The sequence below is a fragment of the uncultured Nocardioides sp. genome (genome assembly GCF_947488025.1).
GTDB lineage: Bacteria > Actinomycetota > Actinomycetes > Propionibacteriales > Nocardioidaceae > Nocardioides.
On the sequence record NZ_CANKYS010000003.1, the window covers coordinates 238,327 to 261,133 of the forward strand.

Annotated in this window: 19 protein-coding genes; 8 read left to right on the plus strand and 11 right to left on the minus strand. The window is 73.0% G+C overall.

What is annotated here, in order from left to right:
• Positions 1-5: 5 nt before the first annotated feature.
• Positions 6-737, minus strand: a complete 732-nt coding sequence (locus tag Q1B24_RS07715) for a hypothetical protein (protein WP_299925812.1) — start codon at positions 735-737, stop codon at positions 6-8.
• Between the two features lie 47 nt (positions 738-784).
• Between Q1B24_RS07715 and Q1B24_RS07720 the strand changes: the two genes are divergently transcribed.
• Positions 785-1,906: an ATP-dependent DNA ligase gene (locus Q1B24_RS07720; RefSeq protein WP_299925814.1), complete on the plus strand. Its 1,122-nt coding sequence runs from the start codon at positions 785-787 to the stop codon at positions 1,904-1,906.
• Positions 1,903-2,499, plus strand: a complete 597-nt coding sequence (locus Q1B24_RS07725) for a hypothetical protein (RefSeq protein ID WP_299925816.1) — start codon at positions 1,903-1,905, stop codon at positions 2,497-2,499. The genes Q1B24_RS07720 and Q1B24_RS07725 overlap by 4 nt, the downstream gene beginning before the upstream one ends.
• Here the strand turns inward: Q1B24_RS07725 and Q1B24_RS07730 are convergent.
• Positions 2,486-3,556, minus strand: coding sequence for a sulfotransferase family protein (locus Q1B24_RS07730; protein WP_299925818.1), 1,071 nt, complete (start codon positions 3,554-3,556; stop codon positions 2,486-2,488). The two genes, Q1B24_RS07725 and Q1B24_RS07730, sit on opposite strands and share 14 nt — an antisense overlap.
• A gap of 75 nt (positions 3,557-3,631) precedes the next feature.
• On the opposite strand from Q1B24_RS07730, the gene Q1B24_RS07735 reads away from it, so the two are divergent.
• Positions 3,632-6,388 carry a stealth conserved region 3 domain-containing protein gene (locus tag Q1B24_RS07735; RefSeq protein WP_299925820.1) on the plus strand — a complete coding sequence of 919 codons (2,757 nt, stop codon included), beginning with the start codon at positions 3,632-3,634 and terminating at the stop codon, positions 6,386-6,388.
• Positions 6,389-6,499: 111 nt separating this feature from the next.
• On the opposite strand, the gene Q1B24_RS07740 is transcribed toward Q1B24_RS07735, so the two are convergent.
• Positions 6,500-7,585, minus strand: coding sequence for a DNA polymerase domain-containing protein (locus Q1B24_RS07740; RefSeq protein ID WP_299925822.1), 1,086 nt, complete (start codon positions 7,583-7,585; stop codon positions 6,500-6,502).
• Positions 7,586-7,636: 51 nt separating this feature from the next.
• Between Q1B24_RS07740 and msrB the strand changes: the two genes are divergently transcribed.
• Positions 7,637-8,035, plus strand: a complete 399-nt coding sequence (msrB, locus tag Q1B24_RS07745) for a peptide-methionine (R)-S-oxide reductase MsrB (protein ID WP_299925824.1) — start codon at positions 7,637-7,639, stop codon at positions 8,033-8,035.
• On the opposite strand, the gene Q1B24_RS07750 is transcribed toward msrB, so the two are convergent.
• From Q1B24_RS07750 to hemG, 3 genes are read right to left on the minus strand one after another with little or no spacing between them, the layout of a single operon-like run.
• Entirely contained in the window at positions 8,036-8,890 is an 855-nt protein-coding gene (locus Q1B24_RS07750; protein WP_299925826.1) for a hypothetical protein, read from the minus strand.
• A 53-nt stretch (positions 8,891-8,943) separates the two neighbouring features.
• Positions 8,944-9,675 carry a hydrogen peroxide-dependent heme synthase gene (gene hemQ / locus Q1B24_RS07755; protein WP_299925828.1) on the minus strand — a complete coding sequence of 244 codons (732 nt, stop codon included), beginning with the start codon at positions 9,673-9,675 and terminating at the stop codon, positions 8,944-8,946.
• A 4-nt stretch (positions 9,676-9,679) separates the two neighbouring features.
• Positions 9,680-11,029 (minus strand): protoporphyrinogen oxidase, encoded by a 1,350-nt coding sequence (gene hemG, locus Q1B24_RS07760; protein ID WP_299925830.1) that lies wholly within the window; start codon positions 11,027-11,029, stop codon positions 9,680-9,682.
• Between the two features lie 22 nt (positions 11,030-11,051).
• Here hemG and Q1B24_RS07765 point away from each other — a divergent pair, with 22 nt between their 5' ends.
• Positions 11,052-12,119, plus strand: coding sequence for an NYN domain-containing protein (locus Q1B24_RS07765; protein ID WP_299925832.1), 1,068 nt, complete (start codon positions 11,052-11,054; stop codon positions 12,117-12,119).
• A 69-nt stretch (positions 12,120-12,188) separates the two neighbouring features.
• Complete coding sequence (locus Q1B24_RS07770) at positions 12,189-13,160, plus strand: DUF4349 domain-containing protein (RefSeq protein ID WP_299925834.1); 972 nt, start codon at positions 12,189-12,191, stop codon at positions 13,158-13,160.
• Between the two features lie 13 nt (positions 13,161-13,173).
• Here the strand turns inward: Q1B24_RS07770 and hemE are convergent, their stop codons facing one another.
• Positions 13,174-14,220, minus strand: a complete 1,047-nt coding sequence (gene hemE, locus Q1B24_RS07775; RefSeq protein WP_299925836.1) for a uroporphyrinogen decarboxylase — start codon at positions 14,218-14,220, stop codon at positions 13,174-13,176.
• Positions 14,221-14,291: 71 nt separating this feature from the next.
• On the opposite strand from hemE, the gene Q1B24_RS07780 reads away from it, so the two are divergent.
• Entirely contained in the window at positions 14,292-14,912 is a 621-nt protein-coding gene (locus Q1B24_RS07780) for a DUF3000 domain-containing protein (RefSeq protein ID WP_299925838.1), read from the plus strand.
• 4 nt (positions 14,913-14,916) lie between these two features.
• Entirely contained in the window at positions 14,917-16,251 is a 1,335-nt protein-coding gene (locus tag Q1B24_RS07785; protein ID WP_299925840.1) for a ribonuclease D, read from the plus strand.
• A 6-nt stretch (positions 16,252-16,257) separates the two neighbouring features.
• Here the strand turns inward: Q1B24_RS07785 and Q1B24_RS07790 are convergent, their stop codons facing one another.
• The 4 genes from Q1B24_RS07790 to hrpA form a co-directional block, all read right to left on the minus strand.
• Complete coding sequence (locus Q1B24_RS07790; RefSeq protein ID WP_299925842.1) at positions 16,258-17,661, minus strand: extracellular solute-binding protein; 1,404 nt, start codon at positions 17,659-17,661, stop codon at positions 16,258-16,260.
• 9 nt (positions 17,662-17,670) lie between these two features.
• The gene (locus Q1B24_RS07795) at positions 17,671-18,147 is read right to left on the minus strand and encodes a type II toxin-antitoxin system PemK/MazF family toxin (protein ID WP_299925844.1); all 477 of its coding nucleotides are present in this window, start codon (positions 18,145-18,147) and stop codon (positions 17,671-17,673) included.
• A gap of 140 nt (positions 18,148-18,287) precedes the next feature.
• On the minus strand, positions 18,288-18,884 hold the full coding sequence (locus Q1B24_RS07800; RefSeq protein ID WP_299925846.1) for a hypothetical protein: 597 nt from the start codon (positions 18,882-18,884) through the stop codon (positions 18,288-18,290).
• 55 nt (positions 18,885-18,939) lie between these two features.
• Positions 18,940-22,806, minus strand: coding sequence for an ATP-dependent RNA helicase HrpA (gene hrpA / locus Q1B24_RS07805; RefSeq protein WP_299925848.1), 3,867 nt, complete (start codon positions 22,804-22,806; stop codon positions 18,940-18,942).
• Between the last annotated feature and the right edge of the window lies 1 nt (position 22,807).

Below are 22,807 nucleotides of genomic sequence, written 5' to 3' on the forward strand. Positions count from 1 at the left end.
GGACCTCAATCCACCGCCCCGGAAATCGCTCCCAGCCGGTCGTGGCACCACCGGGCGAGGCCGGCGGCGGCGTGCCCGGTGCGACTGCAGTCGACGACGACCTCGTCGTCGACTGCGCCGCGCCGTCCGCGGCGCCACGGCCGCGGGCAGGGCCGCTGCTCGGCGGGCCGGTCGAGCCGCAGCACCAACCTCGACCCCCGCGCGGTCACTCCGACCACGGCCTCCCGCGGGCACCACACCCGCCCCCACGGCGAGTCGTGCACCACCTGGTCCGCGGTCAGCCGCAGCGTCTCGCGGCTGCGCCGACCGGCGACGGTCAGGCCGACACGGACCAGGAACCATGCCCCTGCCACGCCCACCGCCACGGCCGGCACGACCAGGTCACCGCCAGCGCCAAGGCCCAGCGCGGCCAGCCAGACGCCCAGCACGCCAAGGCCGAGATCGAGCAGGGTGGCGTGCGACCAGTCGCCCCGCCAGGCACGGAGCACCCAGGAGTCCTCCGCCTCCCCGCGCTCGAGCACCGGGAGCCGACGCGTCCCCGCCCGGACGACGGCCAGCACCAACGTGGCGGCGGCAGCGCACGCGGTGTAGACACCGAGCGCCCGCACGAAGGGGACGTCGCCGAGCGCCGTCAACGCGCCCCAGGCCAGCAGGCCGCCGAGCACGGCGAGTGCCACGTCGAGGGCGACGTCGCCCCACTTGTCCCGCCCGCGATAGGGCGAGACCGGCGGCTTCATGCGGCGATCGTAGGCCTCTGTGTGCCGCCAGCCGCTACCGTCGGGTCGTGGACCTCCCCGTGATGCCTCCGGTGCAGCCGATGCTCGCCAAGAGCGTGAGCGGCGTCCCCGACCCCGCGAAGCATGGTGGCCTGAGCTTCGAGCCGAAGTGGGACGGCTTCCGCTGCCTGGTCTTCAAGGACGGCGACGAGGTCGAGCTCGCGAGCCGCAACACCAAGCCGCTCACCCGCTACTTCCCGGAGGTCGTGGAGGCCTGCCGCCGTCAGTTGCCCGAGCGCATCGTGCTCGACGGGGAGATCTTCGTCGGCCTGCAGGGGCCTGATGGCTGGCGGCTCGAGTTCGAGACCCTGCAGGAGCGCATCCACCCGGCCGCGAGCCGCGTCGACAGGCTCGCCGCCGAGACGCCCGCGGGGTTCGTCGCCTTCGACCTGCTCGCGCTGGGCGACGAGTCGTTCATGGACCGTCCCCTCTCCGAGCGCCGCGCCGCCCTCGTGGAGGCGCTGGGCCACCTCGACGGCTCAGGTCCGTGCTTCCTGACGCGCACCACCGAGGACCCCGCAGAGGCCGAGCGCTGGTTCGAGGAGTTCGAGGGCGCGGGGCTCGACGGCGTGGTCGCCAAGCCGCTCGGGTCGTCGTACGAGCCCAACAAGCGCACCATGCTCAAGATCAAGCACGAGCGCACCGCCGACGTCGTCCTCGCCGGCTACCGCGAGCACAAGACGTCCACGCCCGAGGCGCCGCTCGTCGGCTCGCTGCTCCTCGGGCTGTACGACGACGACGGCGAGCTGCAGCACATCGGCGTCTCGGCCAGCTTCACCGCCGCGCGCCGCGCCGAGCTGTGGCACGAGCTGCAGCCGCTGGTCTGCGACATCACCGACCACCCGTGGGGCCGGTGGAACGAGTTCCTCACCGCCAACCCGGACCGCGTCCCCGGCACCCAGAGCCGCTGGAGCGCCGGCAAGGACCTCGGCTTCACCGCGCTGCGCCCCGAGCGGGTGCTGGAGGTGAAGTACGACCACATGGAGGGTCGTAGGTTCCGGCACACCGCCCACTTCAAGCGGTGGCGCCCCGACCGCGACCCGGAGAGCTGCGGCTATTCCCAGCTCGACGAGCCCGCGGGCTACGACCTCACTAGAATCCTCAGTACCGACCCCGGAGGCGAGTCATGAGCACCCCCAGCCCTGAGAACATCCCCAGCAACGACGACTCGATCCACGACGGGCAGGGCACCTACGACGTGGTGCTCCTCGTCGAGCAGGCCCTCACGCCCGCAGACGCCAAGCAGGTCCGCTCGCTCCACACCGAGATCGAGGACCCCGTCGTCTACCACGTCCTGCTGCCGCTCGAGGACGCCGCGGCCCGCATCGAGGCCTCGCTCGGCACGCTCGGCGCCGGCGATCTGATGGCCGCCCCGGCGCTGGCGATGAACGACGTCGACATCGAGGCGCTGCGCCGCGAGTGCGAGGAGCACTCCTCCTCCGACCTGCACAAGACCCTGCTCGCCATGCACGACGCCGGTGGCACCGCCCAGGGCAAGGTCACGTCCGAGCCGCCGGTCGACGCGCTGGCCGCGCTGGTCGCGGCGGTCGACGCCCGCGAGGCCATCATCCTGACCCGCTCCCACGTGGTGGCGGAGTTCTTCCACGTCGACTGGACCTCCCGCGCCCGCCGCAAGCTCGGCGTGCCGGTGCTCCACCTCATCGAGCACGAGAACTTCGACGAGCAGGCCTCCGGCTCCGGCGAGGGCGTCAGCGGCCTCTGACGCGGCGTACGACGGCCCGGCGGATGATCGCGGCCGCCTCCCGGCCGCCGACGGCGGGCGCGGGCGCGCTGCGTGCCTGCTCGAGGTCGCGGCGCAGCTGCTGCACGGTCGCCCGCTGGGCGTCGCGCGCCTGCCGGGCGGCGAGGGTGGACTCGGCCTTGGTGTGGTCGAAGGTGAGCGCGACGGCATCGGCGTAGCGCGTGCGGTAGTCCTCGTGGATCTCGTCGAGCCGCGCGAGCGTGTCGTGGTCGTGCGGGGTCGTGGTGAGCACGCCGAGCAGCTGCCAGACCTCCTCGGCCATGTCGCGCAGCCAGTCGGGCGTGCGGACGTCGTCCCAGGTGAGCTGCGACTTCCGCATCGACGGCTCGATGAAGTCGTCGACCGCGTGGTGCTCGGTGGACCCGAGGTCCGTGTTGAGCTCGAGCTCGAGCTGCTGCTGCACGGGCACCAGCGCCGAGCGCCAGTCCGCCAGCAGGTCGACGTACCTCACGAAGGAGCGCTTCGACCCGCGCCCGGCCTGCTCGGTGAGCAGCGCGGCGTGCACCCAGCCGGCGACGTTGGAGGTCTCCTTGGTGAGGCGGAGGTCCTCGGACTGGCTGGAGAGGTAGGCGATGTCGCGGGAGCCGACCACCTCGGCGGGGTGGCGCAGCGCGGTCAGCCAGCGCAGGTCGGCGCCGAGCTCGGCGCTGACCACCTCCCAGACCTGGGCGAACCAGAACGCGTGCGGGTCCTTGACGACGATCTGCGAGGCATCGAGCTGGCCTGCGAGCCACTCGTGGAGCTCCGCCGTCGGCGCGCCCGTCTCGACGTGGCGCGCGACGATGTCGACGGCCGCGGGACGGCTGTCGATGTTGAAGAGCGCGAGCTCCTTGAGGTGCCGCTTGTGGAAGTCGATGACCCACTGCGGCTCGTAGAACCCGCGCGGGTTGGTCTCCGAGGCCTCGACCTCGGGCTGCGGCACGTGGAGGCCGAGCCGCTTCAGCGTGCCGGCGAGGGAGCTGGTGCCGCTGCGACCGGACCCGGAGACCAGGACCAGCGGGGTGGACGAGGTCGGCATGCGGGTCACCCTAGCGGCCGGTGCCGCTCCCCCTAGGATCGTGGCGACCCGCTCCCGGACAGGACTGAGGACCACGTGGCACTGACCGACAGGCTCGGCGGGAAGGTGCGCTCCGCGATGCGCCGGACGCGTGGCGACGGTCCGCTGGACGTCGTCTACGTCCTCTTCAACGCCGACGGCATGGGTGGCACCGCCCGGTCCGGCATCGAGCAGGCCAACGCGCTGGTCGGGCTCGGCGAGGGGCACCGCGTGCGCATCCTCAGCGTCACGCGCAGCGGCGACGCGACCCACTACCCGCTGGCCGGTGGCGTCGACGTCACCTACCTCGTCGACGTACGCCCGGAGCGTCCCGTCGCGATCGCCGGGGACCACCCGGCCGAGCTGGGGCAGCGGGAGTCGACGATCGTGCCGCGCAGCTGGGACGCGCTCTACAACGGCCTCACCGACGCGACGATGCGCGAGGCGCTCGGCAGCATCGATGCCGACGTGCTCGTCACCACCACTCCCGAGCTGCTGGCCGCCGTCGCCCAGCTCGCACCGGCCGACGTCGCGCTGCTGCACCAGGAGCACCGCGCGTCCTCCAGCCGGGTCAACGACCTCGGCGCGCTGCTGCAGTTCGCGCCGCGCGCCGACGTCGTGGTGTCGCTGACCGAGTCGATGTCGCGCTGGCTGGCGGGGCGTCTCGGCGGCGCGGCGCCCGAGCTCCAGGTGATCCCCAACCCGCTCCCCTCCCGCCCGCAGGACCGTTCCTCGCTCGACCAGCGGACGTTCGTGACGGCCGGGCGGCTCGCGCCGGAGAAGCAGTTCGAGCACGTCGTCGACGCCTTCTGGCGCATCCACGAGCAGGTCCCGGGCTGGACGCTCACGATCTGGGGCGACGGGCCGCGCGCCGACAACCTCGCCGCGCAGGTGCGCAAGCTCGGTCTCGAGGACCGCGTGCACCTGCCCGGCTCGACCGACGACCTGGCCGCCGAGTGGGCCCGCACCAGCGTCGCCGTCCTCGCCTCCCGCGGCGAGGGCTACCCGCTCGTGCTGCAGGAGGCGATGTCGGCGGGCGTGCCGCCGGTGTCGTACGACTGCCCGTCCGGCCCGCGCGAGATGATCACCCACGACGTCGACGGGCTCCTCGTGCCCCCGGGGTCCAAGGCGGCGCTGGCCGCGGCGATGCTCCGGATCGCGACCGACGACGACCTGCGGGCACGTCTGGGCGCCGCCGCGCTCGAGCGCTCGCACCGCTGGGACGGCGAGGTGCTGGCCCGCCAGTGGGTCGAGACCTTCCGCACCGCCGTCGCCCGCCGCGCCGACCCGCTCGCCCCGCGCCGGGTGCTGCACGGCCTGCGGCCGGGGCCGCTCGGCGACCTGCCCGAGACCACGGGAGCCGCGGGCGTCACCCCCGCCCAGGCGCGTACGACGTCGCTGCGGGCGCTGACCTCCGCGGCCGCCGCGACCGGCGACGGCTGGTTCGTGCTGCCGGCCCGCGGGCTCGACCCGCACCCGGTGGTCGTCGTCCCGTCCTCACGGCGCGACGCCTTCCTGTCCGCGCTGGCCGCCGGCTCCGTGCCCGACTGGCTGTCGGTGCGGGAGCCGGCCGAGCGAGGCTGGCCCGAGCGCCGCGGCACGGTCACGGTGATGACGTCCGAGCTGGCTCGCACCCGGACCGCCACGCTCCTCCTCGAGCCGTGGCCGATGCGCGGCGGCCACGACGGCGTGCTCGGCGAGGGCGTCGAGGTCGGCGTGCAGTTCTGGGAGGAGTCGCCCGACGGCGACCTGCTCGCACCCGGTCCCAACCGCTGGGGCGACCGCGTGCCGGCCGGAACGCCTCGCACGACGATCCGCGTCGAGGACGTCGAGGTCCCGACCCTCGAGGTCATGGCGCTGCCGACGATCGACGACGTCCGCTTCGACGTCGACGTCGTCTACACCTGGGTCGACGGCGACGACGAGGCGTGGCTCGCCGCCCGCGACGAGCGGATCCGCGAGCTCGGCGGCACCCCGAGCGACCGCGCCGGCGGTGCGTCTCGCTACCGCAGCCGCGACGAGCTGCGCTACTCGATGCGCAGCATCCACCTCTTCGCGCCGTGGGTGCGGCGCATCCACCTCGTGACCGCCGGACAGGTGCCGTCGTGGCTCGACACGACGCACGACCGCGTCAGGGTGGTCGACCACCGCGAGATCCTTCCCGGGTCGGCGCTGCCGACCTTCAGCTCGCACGCGATCGAGACCCGGCTCCACGCCGTGCCCGACCTCGCCGACCACTTCGTCTACGTCAACGACGACGTCTTCCTCGGCCGCCCGCGACGCCCCGAGCACTTCTTCGCCCCCGGTGGGCAGTACGCCGCCTTCGTCGCCGACCACCGCGCCGTCGGGCTGCCGGGCACCGACGACCGGCCCTACCTGACCGCCGCGCAGAACAACCGCCGCGTGCTCGCCGAGGCCTTCGGGGTGACGCTGACCCACACGATGATGCACAGCCCGCACCCGCAGCGGCGTACGACGCTGGAGGAGATCGCGGCCCGCTTCCCCGAGGAGGTCGAGCGCACCACCCACGCGCCGTTCCGCTCCGAGACCGACCTGTCGATGCTGTCGTCGTTCGCGCAGAGCTACGGGCTCGTCACCGGCCAGGCGTTCCGCGCCGACGCCCACCACGGCTACGTCGACCTCGGCCACCAGCAGCTGCCCGTGCAGCTCAAGCAGATGCTCAGGCGCGACCGCGACTTCTTCTGCATCGCCGACAACCTCCTCGCCGCCTTCGACGAGGAGCGCGCCGACGCGCTGCTCCACGACTTCCTCGAGCAGTACTTCCCGGTCCCGGCCCCCTGGGAACTCGGATGAGCGGTGCGTGAGACACGTTCTCGGTCCCCGGAACCTGCGTCATCCACCGCTGCCCGTGCGAGCGGTGCGTGAGACACGGTCTGGGCCGTCAGAACCTGCGTCACACACCGCTCAGGTGCCGTCGATCCGGTTGCCGTCGGCGTCCCAGTGCTCGGCCACCTTCTTCGACGGCTGCACGCGAGGCGGCTCGCCGGGCATCTTGGGGTGGTCGGGCGGGTAGTTGAGCTCGACCGGGTGCTCCTCCCACAGGTCGAGCAGCGGCTGGAGCGAGTGGTGGACGTCGTCGATGGTGGCCCAGGGGTCGCCGTCGACGGCGAGCCGCGACGGCACCGAGAACAGGTTGAGGTCCGCCGGCGAGGTGAGCGAGGCCAGCTCGTCCCACCCGAGCGGCGTCGACACGGGCGCGCCCGGGAGCGGTCGCAGCGAGTAGGCCGAGGCGATCGTGCGGTCGCGGGTGTTCTGGTTGAAGTCGACGAAGATCCGCTCCCCGCGCTCCTCCTTCCACCACGCCGTCGTGACCCCGTCGTCGCGCTTCTCCAGCTCGCGGCCGAAGGCGATCGCGGCGTGGCGCACCTCGCCGAAGTCCCAGCGCGGCTCGATCCGGACGTAGACATGGATCCCGCGGTTGCCCGACGTCTTGGCGAACCCGGTCATCCCGAGGTCGGCGAGCAGCTCGCGTGCGACCCCGGCCACCCGTACGGCGTCGGCGAACGTCGTGCCCGGCTGCGGGTCGAGGTCGATGCGCAGCTCGTCGGGGTGGTCCACGTCCGTGCGGCGCACCGGCCACGGGTGGAAGGTCAGCGCACCCATCTGCGCGCACCACACGGGCACCGCGATCTCGGTCGGGCAGATCTCCTCGGCCGTGCGACCGGACGGGAAGGTGATCTCGACGGACTCGAGGTAGTCGGGGGCGCCCTTGGGGACCCGCTTCTGGTAGAACGCGTCGGCGTTGCGGTCCTGCGGCCCGGTCGCGAGCTTCATGCCTTCGCGGACGCCGGAGGTCCAGCGCTCGAGCGCCGTCGGCCGGTCGCGCAGGGCGCGCATCAGGCCGTCCTCGACGCTGGTGACGTACTCCGCCACCATCAGCTTCGTCACCGCGGGCGTGCGGTCGGTCGCCTCGTAGATCACGCGGTCGGGCGAGGAGATCCTGACCTCGCGCTCCCCCGCCCGGACGTACGCCTCCGACGCCTTCGCCATGTCACGACCCTAGCCGGGGTGGCCGCTGGAGCGCCTCCGTAAACTGGCGGCATGGCCTACGACGTGCAGAAGACCGATGAGCAGTGGCGCGAGGAGCTCACCCCCGAGGAGTACGCCGTGCTCCGCCAGGCCGGCACCGAGCGAGCGTTCACCGGTGAGTACACCGACACCGAGACCCAGGGCACCTACTCCTGCAAGGCCTGCGGGTCGGAGCTGTTCACCAGCGACACGAAGTTCCACTCCGGCTGCGGCTGGCCGAGCTTCTACCAGCCGATGACCGACACGGTGGAGTACATCGAGGACACCTCCCACGGCATGAAGCGCGTGGAGGTCCGCTGCGCGAAGTGCGGCTCGCACCTCGGCCACGTCTTCCCCGACGGCTTCGGCACGCCCACCGGCGACCGCTACTGCATCAACTCGATCAGCATCACGCTCAACGAGAAGCAGTAGTCAGCCCTTGACCGGGACCAGAGCCGAGCTGACCCGCACCAGCCCGTCGCCGTACGTCGCGTCGGCCCACTCCTGCACCGTGCCGTCGTCGTAGACGACCTGTGCGTCGAGCGAGTCGGGCGAGAGCGAGCCGCTGGTCAGCAGCTGCTCGCCGAGCGCGGCCTGCAGCTCCTGGCTGACCGCGTTGAGGTCGGCGTCGGTGCGCTCGACGGTGGTCACACAGAGCATCCCGCCCCAGGTCTCGCGCAGCTTCTCCTCAGCACCCCGGGGGTCCTCGGTCACGGCGACGTTGATGGTGTTGCCGGTGAGCCACGCGGAGGCGTACGACGGCAGCGCGGAGGCCGCGGCCAGCGTGGCGTCCAGGTCCTCCGGCGTCGCCTTCGCCGTGTCGGTCGTGGTCGGCTCCTCGCACGCGGCCGCGAGCGGCTGCACCTCGGGCTCGGCCATCGTGTCGTAGAGCGCGGCAGGGATGGAGTCGGTGACGGTGAACGTGGAGCCGTCGTAGGTGCCGGTCAGGGCGTAGGAGCCCCAGCGCACGCCCGAGGCCTCCTCGGAGCCCACGTCGCCCCAGTCGAAGTCGGCGAGCCCCGGGCCACCGCACTGGGGCGGGTAGGACTCGGCGACGCCGGCCAGGCACATCTCCGGGCCGTCGCCGTCGTCGAGCACCATCACCAGGCCGCTGGTGCGCACCTCCCCGTCGGGCACGGGCGTCGGAGCCTCCCCCGCCTCCCCCGACGACGCGTCGGCGGCCGCGTCCGACCCGGACGGGTCGACGGCCTTCATCTCCGCCTCGGTGGAGCAGGCGGTGGCGACGCCCAGGACGGTCAGCACGGCAGCAGCGGCGAGGATCCTCATGATGCTCCGACGCTACTGCGGTCCGAGCCGTTCCCGCGTCAGCACCAGCCGCGTCAGGGCAGGCGGTCGAGCAGCTCCTTCGGCGTGACGCGGGCGCCGGTGTAGAACGGCACCTCCTCGCGCACGTGGCGGCGGGCGTCGGAGGCACGGAGGTCGCGCATCAGGTCCACGATGCGGTGCAGCTCGTCGGCCTCGAAGGCCAGCAGCCACTCGTAGTCGCCGAGCGCGAAGGAGGCGACGGTGTTGGCGCGCACGTCGGCGTACCCGCGGGCCTGCTGGCCGTGCTGGGCGAGCATCCGGCGGCGCTCGGCGTCGTCGAGGAGGTACCACTCGTAGGACCGGACGAACGGGTAGACGCACACGTGGGCCCGGGGCTCCTCGTCGGCGAGGAACGCCGGGATGTGCGACTTGTTGAACTCCGCCGGACGGTGCAGCGCCATCTGCGACCAGACCGGGTCGAGGCGACGACCGAAGGCGGTGCGCCGGAACGCGTTGTAGGCGCCCTGCAGCTGCTGGGAGTCGGCGGCGTGCCACCACACCATGACGTCGGCGTCCGCACGCAGGCCGCTGACGTCGTAGATGCCGCGCACGACGACGTCCTGCTCGGCGAGCACCTCGAGGAGCGCCTCGAGGTCGGTCGCCTCTGCGGCGCGGTCGGCGTCGTCGCCCAGGACGTCGCGGAGCCGGAAGACCGACCACATCGTGTAGCGGATGGTGTCGTTGAGCTCCCGGGTGCGGGCGGCGTTGGTCTGCGTCTCGGCAGAGGTCGGGGTGGACTCGCTCATGGGGTCATTCTGCCCGTGTGACCGAGGCCACGGCCTGCCGGGCCGAGCCGATCACCGCGGGGATGCCGACACCGTCGTACGCCGCCCCGCAGACCGCGAGCCCCGGCTGTCCGTCGACGGCGGCACGGATCCGCGCGACCCGCTCGAGGTGGCCGACGGCGTACTGCGGCAGGGCGCCACCCCACCGCTGCACGTGGGTGTCGACGGGCCGGGCGGTGATGCCCGCGAGCGCGGCGAGGTCGGCGAGCGAGACCCGCACCAGGCCCTCGTCGCCGGCCTGGAGGGTGGCCTCCTCGCGGTGGCGTCCGAGGGAGGTGCGGAGCACCACGACGTCGGGGTCGAGGTCGCGCACCCACGCCCACTTGGCGAAGGAGAAGGTCGAGGCCTTGATGGTGCGCCGCTCGACCGGCGGCACGAGGAAGCCGGACCGGTCGAAGAGCGCGTCGGGCACGTCCTGGGCCCGGAAGGCGAGCGTGACGACGGCGACGCTGGCGGCCTCGACCGCGGCGAGCTCCGCCGCGGCGTCCGGGAGCACCTCGCCGAGGAGGCGGGCGGTGGCCGCGGCGGGCGTGGCGAGCACGACCGCGTCGGCCTCGATCGTCTCGGCGCTGGTGGTGGGGCCGACGGTCAGTGCCCAGCCGGTGGACGTACGGCGCAGGGCCCGGACGGTCGCCGAGGTGCGCACCTCGAAGCCACCGCCGTCGACGACGAGGCCGGGCAGGCGCCCCATGCCGCCGGGGAGGGAGGCGAAGACCGGGGCGGTCGAGGTGGGCACGGCCGCGGCCTGCTCGAGCAGGCTGCCGCGGCGGGCCATGGCGAGGAGCTGGGGGACGGCCGCGGCGGCGGAGATGCGACGGGCGTGGCCGGCGTACACCCCACCCAGCAGGGGCTCGACGAGCCGGTCGACGAGCTCGTCGCCCAGGCGTGCCGCCACCAGGTCGCCGACCGAGACGTCGACGTCGACGGAGGCGTCGGTCTCGGCTCCGGCGCGGGCCAGCCCCTCCGGGCTGAGGAGACCGCTGGCGGCCAGCTGGTCGAGGTCGAAGGGGACGCCCATCAGCGAGCGCGGCATCGCGCGGAGCGCGCCCCGCGACCAGACCGCCGACGTGGCGGGCGTCGGGTGCACCACTGCGGCACCGACCTCCTCGGCGAGCGCCAGGCCTTCGGGCCGGCGGGCGAGCATGGCCTCGGCGCCGACGTCGACGGTGAGCCCGGCGACCTCGGCGCTGCGCAGCTTGCCGCCGACCTGGGGGGAGCCCTCGAGGAGGAGGACGTCACGCCCGGCGGCGGCCAGTCCTCGAGCCGCGACGAGCCCGGCGACGCCTCCACCGACCACGACCGCGTCCCATCCCACGTGATCAGCCTAGGGTGCTGGTGTGGACGCCACCGTGAGCTCTGACCGGATCGCCGTCATGATCGACGCCGACAACACCAGGCCCTCCTACGCGGAGGCGTTGCTGAGCGAGGTCGCGAAGTACGGCACGCCGACGATCAAGCGCGTCTACGGCGACTGGACCAACCCGCACCTGACCCAGTGGTCCCGCAAGCTCAACAGCATGGGCCTGCGCGCCATGCACCAGAACGCCTTCACCATGGGCAAGAACTCCACCGACCTGGCCCTGGTCATCGACGCCATGGACCTGCTCTACGACGACAACGTCGAGGCGTTCGCGCTCGTCACCAGCGACAGCGACTTCACCAGCCTCGCGCACCGGCTGCGCGAGTCGGGCAAGACCGTCTACGTGCTCGGCGAGAACAAGGCACCCGACGCGCTGAAGTACGCCTGCGACAAGTTCATCGACCTCGAGGTCGTGCAGAGCGAGGAGCAGTCGAGCGACGACGAGGGTGACGACGACCGCGACGACGACCGCGACACCGGTCGTACCGACGCGGGTCTCGACGACGCCGAGGTCGCGCGGCCGCCCAGGATCAACCTGCAGAGCGCCCTGACCCGCGCCCTCAACGCCGTCTCGGACGACGAGGGCTGGGCCAGCCTCGGCGCCCTCGGCAACCAGCTCAACCGCACCCATCCCTCCTTCGACGCACGGACGTTCGGCGGCAGCGCTGCCCGGCTCAGCACGCTGGTGGCGGACCAGCCCTACCTCGAGACGTCCGGTACGGGCAACAGCATGCGCGTGCGCCGCAAGGGAACGGCGTCGACGAAGGCTCCCGGCAAGACCGCTGCCAAGACTGCCGCCAAGACCGTTGCCAAGACCGTTGCCAAGACCGCCGCCAAGACCGGCGCGAAGTCGGCCTCCACAGAGGCTGCGGCGCCTCCTGCGCAGGCACCGAGCAGGAAGCGGACCCCAGCGAAGCGGACCGCGGCGAAGAAGGCGGCCACCGACACCGTGGCACCTCCCGAGAAGGCCGCGCCCGCCAAGAAGGCCGCCCCTGTGAAGAAGACCGCGGAGAAGCCGGTCGTGCGACAGACCCAGCGCTACTGACGGGTCACGGTTGCATCACGGCTGCGCCGGGACCGGAACCGGCGCCTGTCGCGTCGGCGTCGGACGGCCATGACCCTCACCGCGACCCGCTCCCGCACCGCGGGGCTCCTCACCGGACTCGTCACCGCCCTCACCATGACGGCCCTCCTGGCCGCCTGCTCCTCCAGCGACAGCGAAAGCGGCGGCGACGCCGTCTCCGGGGAGGCGTCGAGCGAGACGTCCAGCGACTCCGGGGGCAGCTCGGCCGGCAGCTCGGCGGACACCTCGTCCGGGGCGGACCGGTCGACCTCGCAGGGCGAGGACTCCGGTGCCGCCGACGGCCCGACCACACCGGAGATGCAGCGGTCGGTCATCTCCAGCGGGACCGTCTCGCTCGCGGGCGAGGACGTCCGGGATACCCGCCGCGACGTGCAGCGCGTCGTCGACGCGCAGGGCGGTGAGATCACCGACGAGACCACCGAGACCGACTCCGAGGGCGACACCTCCTACGTGCGGATGGTCGTGCGCGTGCCGAGCGCGAAGTTCGGGGAGACGATGTCGGCGCTCGAGCAGGTCGGGGTGCTCCGCTCGTCCGACCGCGGCTCGGAGGACGTGACCACCCAGGTCATCGACAACGGCGCCCGGGTCCGCGCCCAGGAGGCCAGCCTGCGCCGGGTCGAGCTGCTGCTCGCCGACGCCCGCGACCTCAAGGACGTCATCTGGATCGAGTCCCAGCTCACCGGCCGGCAGGCCGAGCTCGACTCCCTGAAGTCGCAGCAGTCGTGGCTGGCCGACCAGACGTCGCTGTCGACCATCACCGTCGACATCTCCACCCAGCAGGTCGTCGAGGACGAGCCCGAGGAGGAGCGGCCCACGGGCTTCCTCGCCGGGCTCGACGGCGGTTCGAAGGCCCTCGGTGCGGTGGTGACGGTGCTGTCCACCGTCCTCGGCGCGCTCCTCCCCTTCGCAGCGGTCGCCCTGGTGCTCGGGCTGCCGGTCTGGCTCGTCGTACGACGCCGCCGCACTCCCGCGCCGCGGGTGGCGGCCGACAGCACCGAGTGAGCGGTGACGCCGATCAGCAGCCGTGCACGAAGTCGGTGAGCGCCGTGAGCTGACCCGGGTCCGTCGAGGGGATGACACCGTGGCCGAGGTTGAAGATGTGGCCCTTGGCGGCGCGGCCCGCCTCGATGATCTCGGCCGCCCGGGCGGTCATCACCTCGGTGGGCGCGAAGACCAGGGTCGGGTCGAGGTTGCCCTGCACGACCCGGTCGCCGACGAGCGGGATCGCCTGCTCCAGCGGCGTACGCCAGTCGACACCGACCACGTCGGCGCCGGCCTCGCCCATCAGGCCGAGCAGGTTGCTGGTGCCGACACCGAAGTGGATCCGCGGCACCCCGAGCTCGCCGGCCGCGGACAGCACCCGCTCGGAGTGCGGCATGACGGAGGCGCGGTAGTCGGCAGGCGTGAGGGCGCCGGCCCAGGAGTCGAAGAGCTGCACGGCCGACGCGCCCGCCTCGACCTGGATGCGGAGGTAGGCGGAGGCGATCCCGGCGATCTTGCGCATCAGCGCGTCCCACACGTCGGGAGCGCCGAACATCATCGCCTTGGTCTTCGCGTGCTCCTTCGACGGACCGCCCTCGACGAGGTACGACGCGACGGTGAAGGGCGCACCGGCGAAGCCGATGAGCGGGGTCGCGCCGAGCTCGGCGACGAGCTGGCGCACCGCCTGGGAGATGAACGGCACGTGCTCGGGCGTCAGGTCGGGGATCGCCTCGACGTCGGCGAGGGTGCGCACGGGTGCGGCCACGACCGGACCGACGCCCGGCTTGATGTCGAGGTCGACGCCGACCGCCTTCAGCGGCAGCACGATGTCGGAGAAGAAGATCGCCGCGTCCACGCCGTAGCGGCGCACGGGCTGGAGGGTGATCTCGGTGACCAGGTCGGCGTCCATGCAGGACTCCAGCATCCCGATGCCCTCGCGGACCTTCAGGTACTCCGGGAGCGAACGACCCGCCTGCCGCATGTACCAGACCGGGGTGTGGGACGGGACCTCCCCGCGCGCCGCCGCGAGGAAGGGGCTCTGGGCCAGTCCGGGATGGGGCGTGGGTACGGCGTCGGTCACCCGCGAATCTTCGCAGGTCAGGCGGCGTGGCGGCACATCGGCAGAGCCGGGCGCTGGCCTACTCTGACCTCATGGTGGCCCGTCACGAGACCCACCCGGGCAGTGCTGCCGCGGCTGGGCCCGCGGAGTTCCGCGCGGCTGTGGAGTCGATGCGTCGGGCCTCGCTGCGCCCGGAGGTCTTCTGCGAGGAGATGCCCGCGCCCCAGCGCATCGCGCCGTGGTCGTCGGCGCTCAGCGGTGACGTCACGGTCGACGAGGAGGACCTCGGCACCGGTCGCCTGATCCTGCTGCACGACCCCGCCGGCAACGACGCGTGGGACGGCACGTTCCGCTGCGTGGCCTACGCGCGCGCCGACATCGACCCCGAGCTCGGCGCCGACCCGATGCTCGCCGCCGTCGGCTGGTCGTGGCTGGTCGAGGCGCTCGACGCCCACGGCGCCGGCCACCACGCCGCCTCCGGCACGGTCACCTGCGTCACCACCGAGAGCTTCGGCGGGATGGCCGACGAGGACGGCTCCGCCCAGGTCGAGATCCGTGCCTCGTGGACGCCCGACGTCGACGAGGACGGCGGGCTCGACATGACCGCCCACGTCGAGGCGTGGGGCGAGCTGATGTGCACGGCCGTCGGCCTGCCCCCGGTGCCCGAGGGCGTCACGGCCATCCCCAGCCGACGCGGACAGCGCGGCACCTGACCCGATGCCCGACATCGCTGACCACTCCCCCGACGGCGGGCCCGAGCCCGACGCCGCTCCCGACGCCGTGGCCGACAACGCTCCCGACGCCGCTCCCGACGCCGCTCCCGACGTTGAACCCGAGGCGCCGCCCGCCCCGCTCCTCGAGCTGCGCGACGGCCTCCCCGACGTCGTCGACACCGACGCCGGCCTGCTCGAGGCGTGCGCCGCGCTGGCGGGCGCGACGGGACCGACCGCCATCGACGCCGAGCGGGCCTCGGGCTACCGCTACTCCAACCGCGCCTACCTCATCCAGCTGCGCCGCGAGGGCGCCGGCACGTGGCTCGTCGACCCCATCGGCATGTCGACGCTGGCACCCCTGCAGGAGGCCCTCGCCGGCTCCGAGTGGATCCTCCACGCCGCCACCCAGGACCTCCCCTGCCTGCGCGAGGTCGGCCTCACCCCGACCAGCCTGTTCGACACCGAGCTCGCCGGCCGCCTGCTGGGCTACCCCCGCGTCGGGCTGGCCACGCTGGTGGAGACGGTGCTGGGCCAGCGGATGCGCAAGGAGCACTCGGCCGCCGACTGGTCCACCCGCCCGCTGCCGGAGTCGTGGCTGGAGTACGCCGCACTCGACGTCGAGGTGCTCCTCGAGCTCCGCGAGCACATGGCCACCGAGCTCGAGCGGGCCGGCAAGACCGAGTGGGCGCGCCAGGAGTTCGAGAACCTGCTCGGCTTCGAGCCGGCCGTGCGGGTCGACGCGTGGCGTCGTACGTCCGGCGTGCACCGGCTGCGCGGTCGCCGCGCCCTCGGCGCTGCCCGCGCGCTGTGGGAGGCGCGCGACGAGATCGCCGCCGAGCGCGACGTCACACCGGGGAGGATCCTGCCCGACTCCGCGATCGTGGTCGCCGCGACGGCCATGCCCACCGACCGCCGCGCGCTGCTCGCCACCCAGGGCTTCCACGGTCGAGGCGCCAGCCGCTACGCCGCGACCTGGGTCGAGGCCCTGCGCCGGGTCCGCGAGATGGACGAGGACGACCTGCCCACCCGGGCTCCCCGCGGCGAGGGCCCCCCGCACCCGCGCACCTGGGCCGAGCGCGAACCGGTCGCCGACCGCCGATTCAAGGCCGCCCGCGAGGCGATGCTCAACCTCGCCGAGGTGCACCACCTGCCGGTGGAGAACCTGCTCACCCCCGACTACCTCCGGCGGCTGATGTGGGCGCCCCCGGCGACCCGCGAGCCGGCCGAGCTGGCCGAGGCCGTCCGTGCCCAGCTGGCGTCGTACGGCGCCCGCGCCTGGCAGGCCGAGCTGGTCACCGGCGCGCTGGTGGGCGCGATCCTCGGGGCCGAGCGGGAGTAGGGCCCCCTACTCCGACGGGGACTCCGTCGGTTCCGGGGTCTCGGTCTCGGTCTCCTCGGGGGACAGGATGGTCCGCGAGACCTCGTCGATCTGCTCCGTCGTCGTCTCGAGGTCGAGCACCCCGGGCGCGGTGACGAGCTGGTCCAGCAGCGGCGTCACGGCATCGACCAGTTCCTCGCGCTGGTCGATGAAGGGCGGCACGACCATGTAGCGGATGCTCGAGTTGAACGCGGCCGCGTTGGCGGGCTCCTGGCCGGGCGCGAGGAAGTCGTCGGAGGCGGCGACCGACGTGTTGGCCGGGACGATGTAGCCCGTCGAGGCCACGGTCGCGATGGCCTCGTCGGAGACGGCGTAGGCGATGAAGTCGGCGGCGTCGCCGGTGACCTCGGAGTCCGCGGACAGGCACAGTCCGCTGATGTCACCCACCGTGGCGCGGTCGTCGATGACGGGCATCGGCAGGACGTCGAAGTCGAGGTCCTCGGCCTCGCGCATCTCCGGCACGAGGTTGCGGAAGCCGGCGACCATCGCGAGCTCGCCGCGCTTGAACAGCTGCACCGGCGTCGCGCGCGCGAGCTGGGCGTTGGTCGGCGTGAGCGTGGCGTTGCGCAGGATGGCGAGGGTCTCGCTGAGCGCCTCGCGCGTCGAGTCGTCGCTGAAGGCGAGGGACGTGGGCGCGTCGTCGTCGTCGAAGACCTGCCCGCCACCGGAGTAGATGAAGGGCGCCAGGCCCTGCAGCGTCGGGTCGATCCAGACGCCGCGGCGGTCGCCGCGGCGCGAGGCGAACTGCGCGGCGGCGCCGAACTCCGCGAGGGTCCACCGCTCGCGGACGCCCTCGTCGTTGGCGGTCGGCACGTCGTACTCCCGACGCTCCATCTTGTCGAAGTCGACGACGTCGGTGTTGTAGTAGATGACCATCGGGGACACCGAGTAGGCCATGCACTGGAGCTCGTCGTCCATCGCGAAGGCGTCGACGGCGTCGCGCGAGAAGCGGTCCCCGAAGTCGACGCCACGCTCGTCGAGCAGCAGGCTCACCGGCTGGAGCGCCTCGGCGTCGACGAGCTGGTCGAGGTCGATGCGCGAGGTGAGGAACGCGTCCGGGGCGTTGCCGGCGAGCACGTCCTCGAGCGCCGACTCGTGGTCGGGCCACGACTGCAGGGTGACCTTGCGGGTCGTGGACTCGGCGTTGAAGGAGTCCACGACGCTCTGGAAGGCCGCGACCTCCTCCTCGGTGCCGTAGGCGCCGAAGGTGACCTCGCGCGGCTTCTCGGTCGGCTTGCCGGACTGACCGGCGCTCGGCGACGGGGTCGGCTGCGGGTCGGGCTCGGCGTCCCCGGTGCACGCAGCCGTCGTCAGCGCGACCGTGAGGGCCGTCGCGAGCAGGGCACTGCGGCGCAAGGAGGAGCGAGACACGGCCAGACCCTATCGGGAGAGACCACGCCGAGCCTCCACGACGGACGTGAAGATCGTCTCGTCGAGCGCGGCCCCCTCCCGTCGTACGGCGCCGCGCTCGAGGCGGACCAGTCGGTCGAGGCGGACCTCGCTGGGCCGGCCCTGGGAGTCCCAGCCGCCGGTGCCGACGTCCATCCAGTACCGACCCCACCGGGCCTCGTCCTCGGCGTCGCGGTCGTGGTCCTGGCTGCTGAGCATCAGCCCGACCCAGCCGTCGTCCGGCCCGTCCCCCGCGGTGTCGAGGACCAGCACGGGCCGGTCCTTGCCCTGGCTCGGGTCGTCCTCGTAGGGCACCCACGCCCACACGACCTCGCCGGGGTCGGGCTCGCCGTCGATCTCGGGGGCGTACGACGACCCGGCCGCGGTGCCGCCCGGGGGCGTGCTCCCGGTGCTGCTCGGGGTCGAGGTGCCGGAGAAGAACGCGCTGATGCGCTTGGCGATGCTCACCCGGCGAGCCTAGTGGCGGACCGGGCGGGTGAGTGAGTGCGCCGGACCGGGAGCGCCTCACGGCGCGTGGCCGCTCGTAGCGGCTTATTTTGGGACCCGGGGCTGCCACAGCCCGGCGCACTCACGGACATTTTAACGCCTCAGGCGAGCGTGTCCCTGATTTCCACCTGTCCGGCTGCCTCGAGCTGCTCCGACAGGGCGAGCATCCGGGTGATCTCCTGGTGCGTGGCGCTGCCGAGGGTCGCGCGACCGGCCGCGACGATGCGGGCGAAGGCGGCGGCGCGGAAGAGGGTGACCGCGAAGTCGCCCCGGGTGATCCCGCGCAGCACCTCGTCGACCATCCGGCGCAGCTCGTCGGGACCGGGCGGGTCGGCCACCCCGGCGACGACGCGGGCGACGTCGACGCGGCGCTGCCCGGCCTCGTAGTCGACGGCGACCCGGTCGGGGTCGGCGTGCACCCAAGAGCGCAGCAGGAACAGCCGCCACAGGCTTCCCGCGAGCGAGTCGGCGGGGGCACCCGACCACACCTCGGCCAGCGTCTCGAGCCCCTCGGTCTCGGCGAGGTGGACCACGCGCTCGGCGAGCTCGGGGTCGTCGGACGCGCGGGCGCCGCGCACGAGCACGGTCGCGGCGAGGTCACCGGCCTCGCGCACCTGCGCGGGGTCGGCGCCGCCCACGATGTCGGCGAAGAACCCGTCGCCGGGCGTCATCGGGCGGTGGTGCTGGCGGCCGGTCACCGCTCCACCCTAGGTCGAGTGCACAGCCTGGTGGCGACCACTACCGCGAGCGCACTCAACCGGTGCGCGCCATCACCTTGCGGATCCGCTGGTCGCTGACCTTCGTGGCCGTGCCGAGCTGCTGGGCGAAGAGCGAGACGCGGTACTCCTCCAGCAGCCACCGCGCGTCGCGCAGGTGCTGCGGCACGGGCTGCCCGTCGGGGACCGCAGCGACGGCGTGCAGCCACGCCTCCTGCAGGCCGGCGAGCTGGTCCATCAGCTGGCGGTCACGGGCGACCTGGCCGTCGAGCCGCTCGCGGCGGTGGGTCACGGCGGAGAGGTAGCGCGGATAGTCACGCAGCCGACGGACGCCCGCCTCCCCCACGAAGCCGGGCGCCATCAGGCGGCCGACCTGCGCGCGCATGTCGGTCAGGGCCGGGAGGGTCGCCAGGTCGGCGCGCCCGGAGATCGCCTTGTCGGTGGTGCGCCAGGCCTCCAGCACCCGCATCACGTCGTGCACTGCAGGCCCCAGCCCCGACGCGACCGCCTCGCGGGAGGCGGTCACCACGTCGTCGTACGCCGCCTCGTCCCGCACGGTCGGCCGCTGGTCGACGACCTCGCCGACGATGCCGGCGCGCAGGTCGTCGAGGAGGTCGACCACCGACGGGTACGGCGACCCGACGAGGGCCAGCTTGGCGCGCTGGTCGAGGCCCGCGGCGGCGAGCACCTCGTCCACCGGGGCGGCCGGACCGAGCGCGAGGAGCACCAGACGACGTACGCCGAGGCGGTGCTGCGCGGCGGCCTCGTCGGCCGTCGCGAGCACCTGCAGGCCGACGGTCGTCCCCTCATCGACGAGGGCCGGGAAGCCCCGGACCTCGTGGCCGGCGCGGCGCTGGACGAAGGACTCCTCGACGGTGCCGAAGGTCCACGCGGTCTGGCCCGTCGCGGTGACGCCCGAGTCGGACGCGACGTCGGCCATCGCCTGCTCGAAGGTCGGCCGCAGCGGCTCCTTGAGTGCGTCGAGGTCCTTGCCGCGACCGGCCTCGGCGCCCTCCTCGGTGACGACCCGGTAGGTCGGGCGGAGGTGGGCCGGCACCTTGGACCAGTCCCACGCCTCGCGCGGGACGACCAGGCTCCGGGTGCTCCGCGCGAAGCGCTCGAGGGCGTCCAGCAGCGGCTCCGCCCCGGGCGGGGTCGCGGCGAGGAACTCGCGGGCGGTGTTGGGCGCGGGCACCATCGCGACGCGGAGGTTCTTGGGCAGCGAGCGGATCAGCTCGGTGACCAGCTCCTCGCGCAGGCCGGGCACCAGCCAGGAGAAGTCGTCGGCCTCGATGCGGTTGAGGGTCGCGACCGGGACGTCGATGGTCAGGCCGTCGTCGGCGGCACCGGGCTCGAAGTGGTAGCTGATCGGGAAGGTCAGCCCCGCCTCGTCCGAGTCCTGCCACGCCATGGGGAAGTCGGTGGCCCGGACGTCGTCGGCCGTGTCGTGGGTGAGCATCGCGGGGTCGAACGTGAGCAGGTCGGGCTTCTTCTGCCGTGCGCGCTTCCACCACTGGTCGAAGTGCTGCCCGCTCACGACGTCGGCGCCGACGCGGGCGTCGTAGAACTCGAAGAGCGTCTCCTCGTCGACGACGATGTCGCGGCGCCGGGCGCGGTGCTCGAGCTCCTCGGCCTCCTCGAGGAGGCGGGTGTTCTCGGCGAGGAACCGGTGCCGGGAGTCCCATTCACGCTGGACGAGGGCGTGGCGGATGAAGAGCTCGCGGGCCAGCGGCGCGTCGATGCGGCCGTACTGCACGAGGCGGTCGGCGACCAGCGGGACGCCGTAGAGGGTGACCCGCTCGCGCGCCATCACCGCGGCGCGCTTGCGCGACCAGTGCGGCTCGGAGTAGCTGCGCTTGACCAGGTGCGCACCGAGACGCTCGGCCCACTCGGCCTTGATGGCGGCGTTCTGCCGGGCCCACAGCCGCGAGGTCTCGACGAGCTCGGCGCTCATCAGGAAGTCGGGGTTGCGCCCCTTGAGGACGCTGCCGGGGAAGACCGCGAAGCGGGCGTTGCGGGCGCCGAGGTACTCGCGCATCGGACGCCGCTCCCCCGGCTTCCCCTTCTCGCGCTCCTCGAGCGCGCCGACGTGGCTGAGCAGGCCGGAGAGGAGGGCCTGGTGGATGCCGTCCTCGTCAGGGGTGTCGGACGGCTGGCCGACGTGGAGCTTCATCTCCTTGGCGACCTGGCGCAGCTGGGACTCGTAGTCCTGCCACTCGCGGATGCGCAGGTAGTTGAGGTGCTCGCGCTTGCACATCCGCCGGAAGGCGCTCGACGAGAGCTCCTTCTGCTGCTGCTTGAGGTGGCGCCACAGGTTGAGCCAGGTGAGGAAGTCGCTGGTCTCGTGCTTGAAGCGGGCGTGCAGCTGGTCGGCCTGCGCCCGCTGCTCCTCCGGTCGTTCGCGCGGGTCCTGGATGGACAGGGCGGCGGCGATGACGAGGACGTCGCGCAGGCAGCCGAGGCGCTCGGCCTCGAGGATCATCCGGCCGAGCCGCGGGTCGATCGGGAGCCGGGCGAGGCGCCTGCCGACGTCGGTGAGGCGGACGCCCGGACGGGACGTCATGGACTTCCCGGGTTCGGACCGACGATTCTCATGACGTCCGGGGTCGGGGGCGGTCGTCACCGCCCCGAGCTCCTCCAGCAGGTCGGTGCCGGCCTTGACGTTGCGGCGGTCGGGCGGCTCGACGAAGGGGAAGCGGGCGATGTCGCCGAGCCGGAGGGAGGCCATCTGGAGGATGACGCTGGCGAGGTTGGTGCGGAGGATCTCCGGGTCGGTGAACTCCGGCCGTGCCTCGAAGTCCTCCTCGGAGTAGAGCCGGATCGCGATGCCCTCGGACACGCGGCCGCAGCGCCCGGACCGCTGGTTGGCCGAGGCCTGGCTGATCGGCTCGATCGGCAGGCGCTGCACCTTGGTGCGCACCGAGTAGCGGCTGATCCGCGCCACGCCGGTGTCGACGACGTACCGGATGCCGGGCACCGTCAGCGACGTCTCGGCGACGTTGGTGGCCAGCACGACGCGGCGCACCAGCGAGGAGTGGCTGGAGAAGACCTTGTGCTGGTCGGCCGCGCTGAGGCGGGAGTAGAGCGGCACGACCTCGAGCCGGTCGCCCCGTCCCGATGCGCCCTTCAGCGCGTCGAACGCGTCGGCCGTGTCGCGGATCTCCCGCTCGCCCGGCAGGAAGACCAGCACGTCACCGGGTCCCTCGGCCGACAGCTCGCGCACGGCGTCGAGGATCGCCTCGGTCTGGTCGCGCTGGACCGGCTCTCCCTCCTCGTCGTTCTCGGGCAGCTCGAGGAGCGGGCGGTAGCGGACCTCGACGGGATACGTACGTCCCGAGACCTCCACCACGGGCGCCTTGAAGTGGGCGGCGAAGCGGTCGACGTCGATCGTCGCGCTGGTGATGATGACCTTGAGGTCGGGCCGGCGCGGCAGCAGGCGCCTGAGGTAGCCCAGCAGGAAGTCGATGTTGAGGCTGCGCTCGTGGGCCTCGTCGATGATGATCGTGTCGTACTTGCGCAGGTCGCGGTCGCGCTGCAGCTCCGCGAGCAGGATGCCGTCGGTCATCAGCTTGACCCGGCTGGCGCGGCTGGTGCGGTCGGTGAAGCGGACCTGGTAGCCCACGACGTCGCCGAGCTCGGTGCCCAGCTCCTCGGCGATCCGCTCCGCCACGGACCGGGCGGCGATGCGCCGCGGCTGGGTGTGGCCGATCAGCTTGCCGCCGTCGGCCGACCCGAGGCCGCGGCCCAGCTCGAGGCAGATCTTCGGCAGCTGGGTGGTCTTGCCCGACCCGGTCTCGCCGGCGACGATGACGACCTGGTGGTCACGGATGGCAGCGGCGATGTCTTCGCGGCGCGCGGAGACCGGGAGCTCGGCCGGGTAGGTGATCTTCACAACGGGCGCCATT

Bases quoted from the DNA above. Each gene is read 5' to 3' on its own strand.
- hrpA (WP_299925848.1), bottom strand. From the start codon at position 22,806: ATGGCGCCCGTTGTGAAGATCACCTACCCGGCCGAGCTCCCGGTCTCC.
- Q1B24_RS07750 (WP_299925826.1), bottom strand. From the start codon at position 8,890: ATGAGGATCCTCGCCGCTGCTGCCGTGCTGACCGTCCTGGGCGTCGCC.
- Q1B24_RS07730 (WP_299925818.1), bottom strand. From the start codon at position 3,556: ATGCCGACCTCGTCCACCCCGCTGGTCCTGGTCTCCGGGTCCGGTCGC.
- msrB (WP_299925824.1), top strand. From the start codon at position 7,637: ATGGCCTACGACGTGCAGAAGACCGATGAGCAGTGGCGCGAGGAGCTC.
- hemQ (WP_299925828.1), bottom strand. From the start codon at position 9,675: ATGAGCGAGTCCACCCCGACCTCTGCCGAGACGCAGACCAACGCCGCC.
- Q1B24_RS07725 (WP_299925816.1), top strand. From the start codon at position 1,903: ATGAGCACCCCCAGCCCTGAGAACATCCCCAGCAACGACGACTCGATC.
- Q1B24_RS07740 (WP_299925822.1), bottom strand. From the start codon at position 7,585: ATGGCGAAGGCGTCGGAGGCGTACGTCCGGGCGGGGGAGCGCGAGGTC.
- Q1B24_RS07780 (WP_299925838.1), top strand. From the start codon at position 14,292: ATGGTGGCCCGTCACGAGACCCACCCGGGCAGTGCTGCCGCGGCTGGG.
- Q1B24_RS07715 (WP_299925812.1), bottom strand. From the start codon at position 737: ATGAAGCCGCCGGTCTCGCCCTATCGCGGGCGGGACAAGTGGGGCGAC.
- Q1B24_RS07770 (WP_299925834.1), top strand. From the start codon at position 12,189: ATGACCCTCACCGCGACCCGCTCCCGCACCGCGGGGCTCCTCACCGGA.
- Q1B24_RS07785 (WP_299925840.1), top strand. From the start codon at position 14,917: ATGCCCGACATCGCTGACCACTCCCCCGACGGCGGGCCCGAGCCCGAC.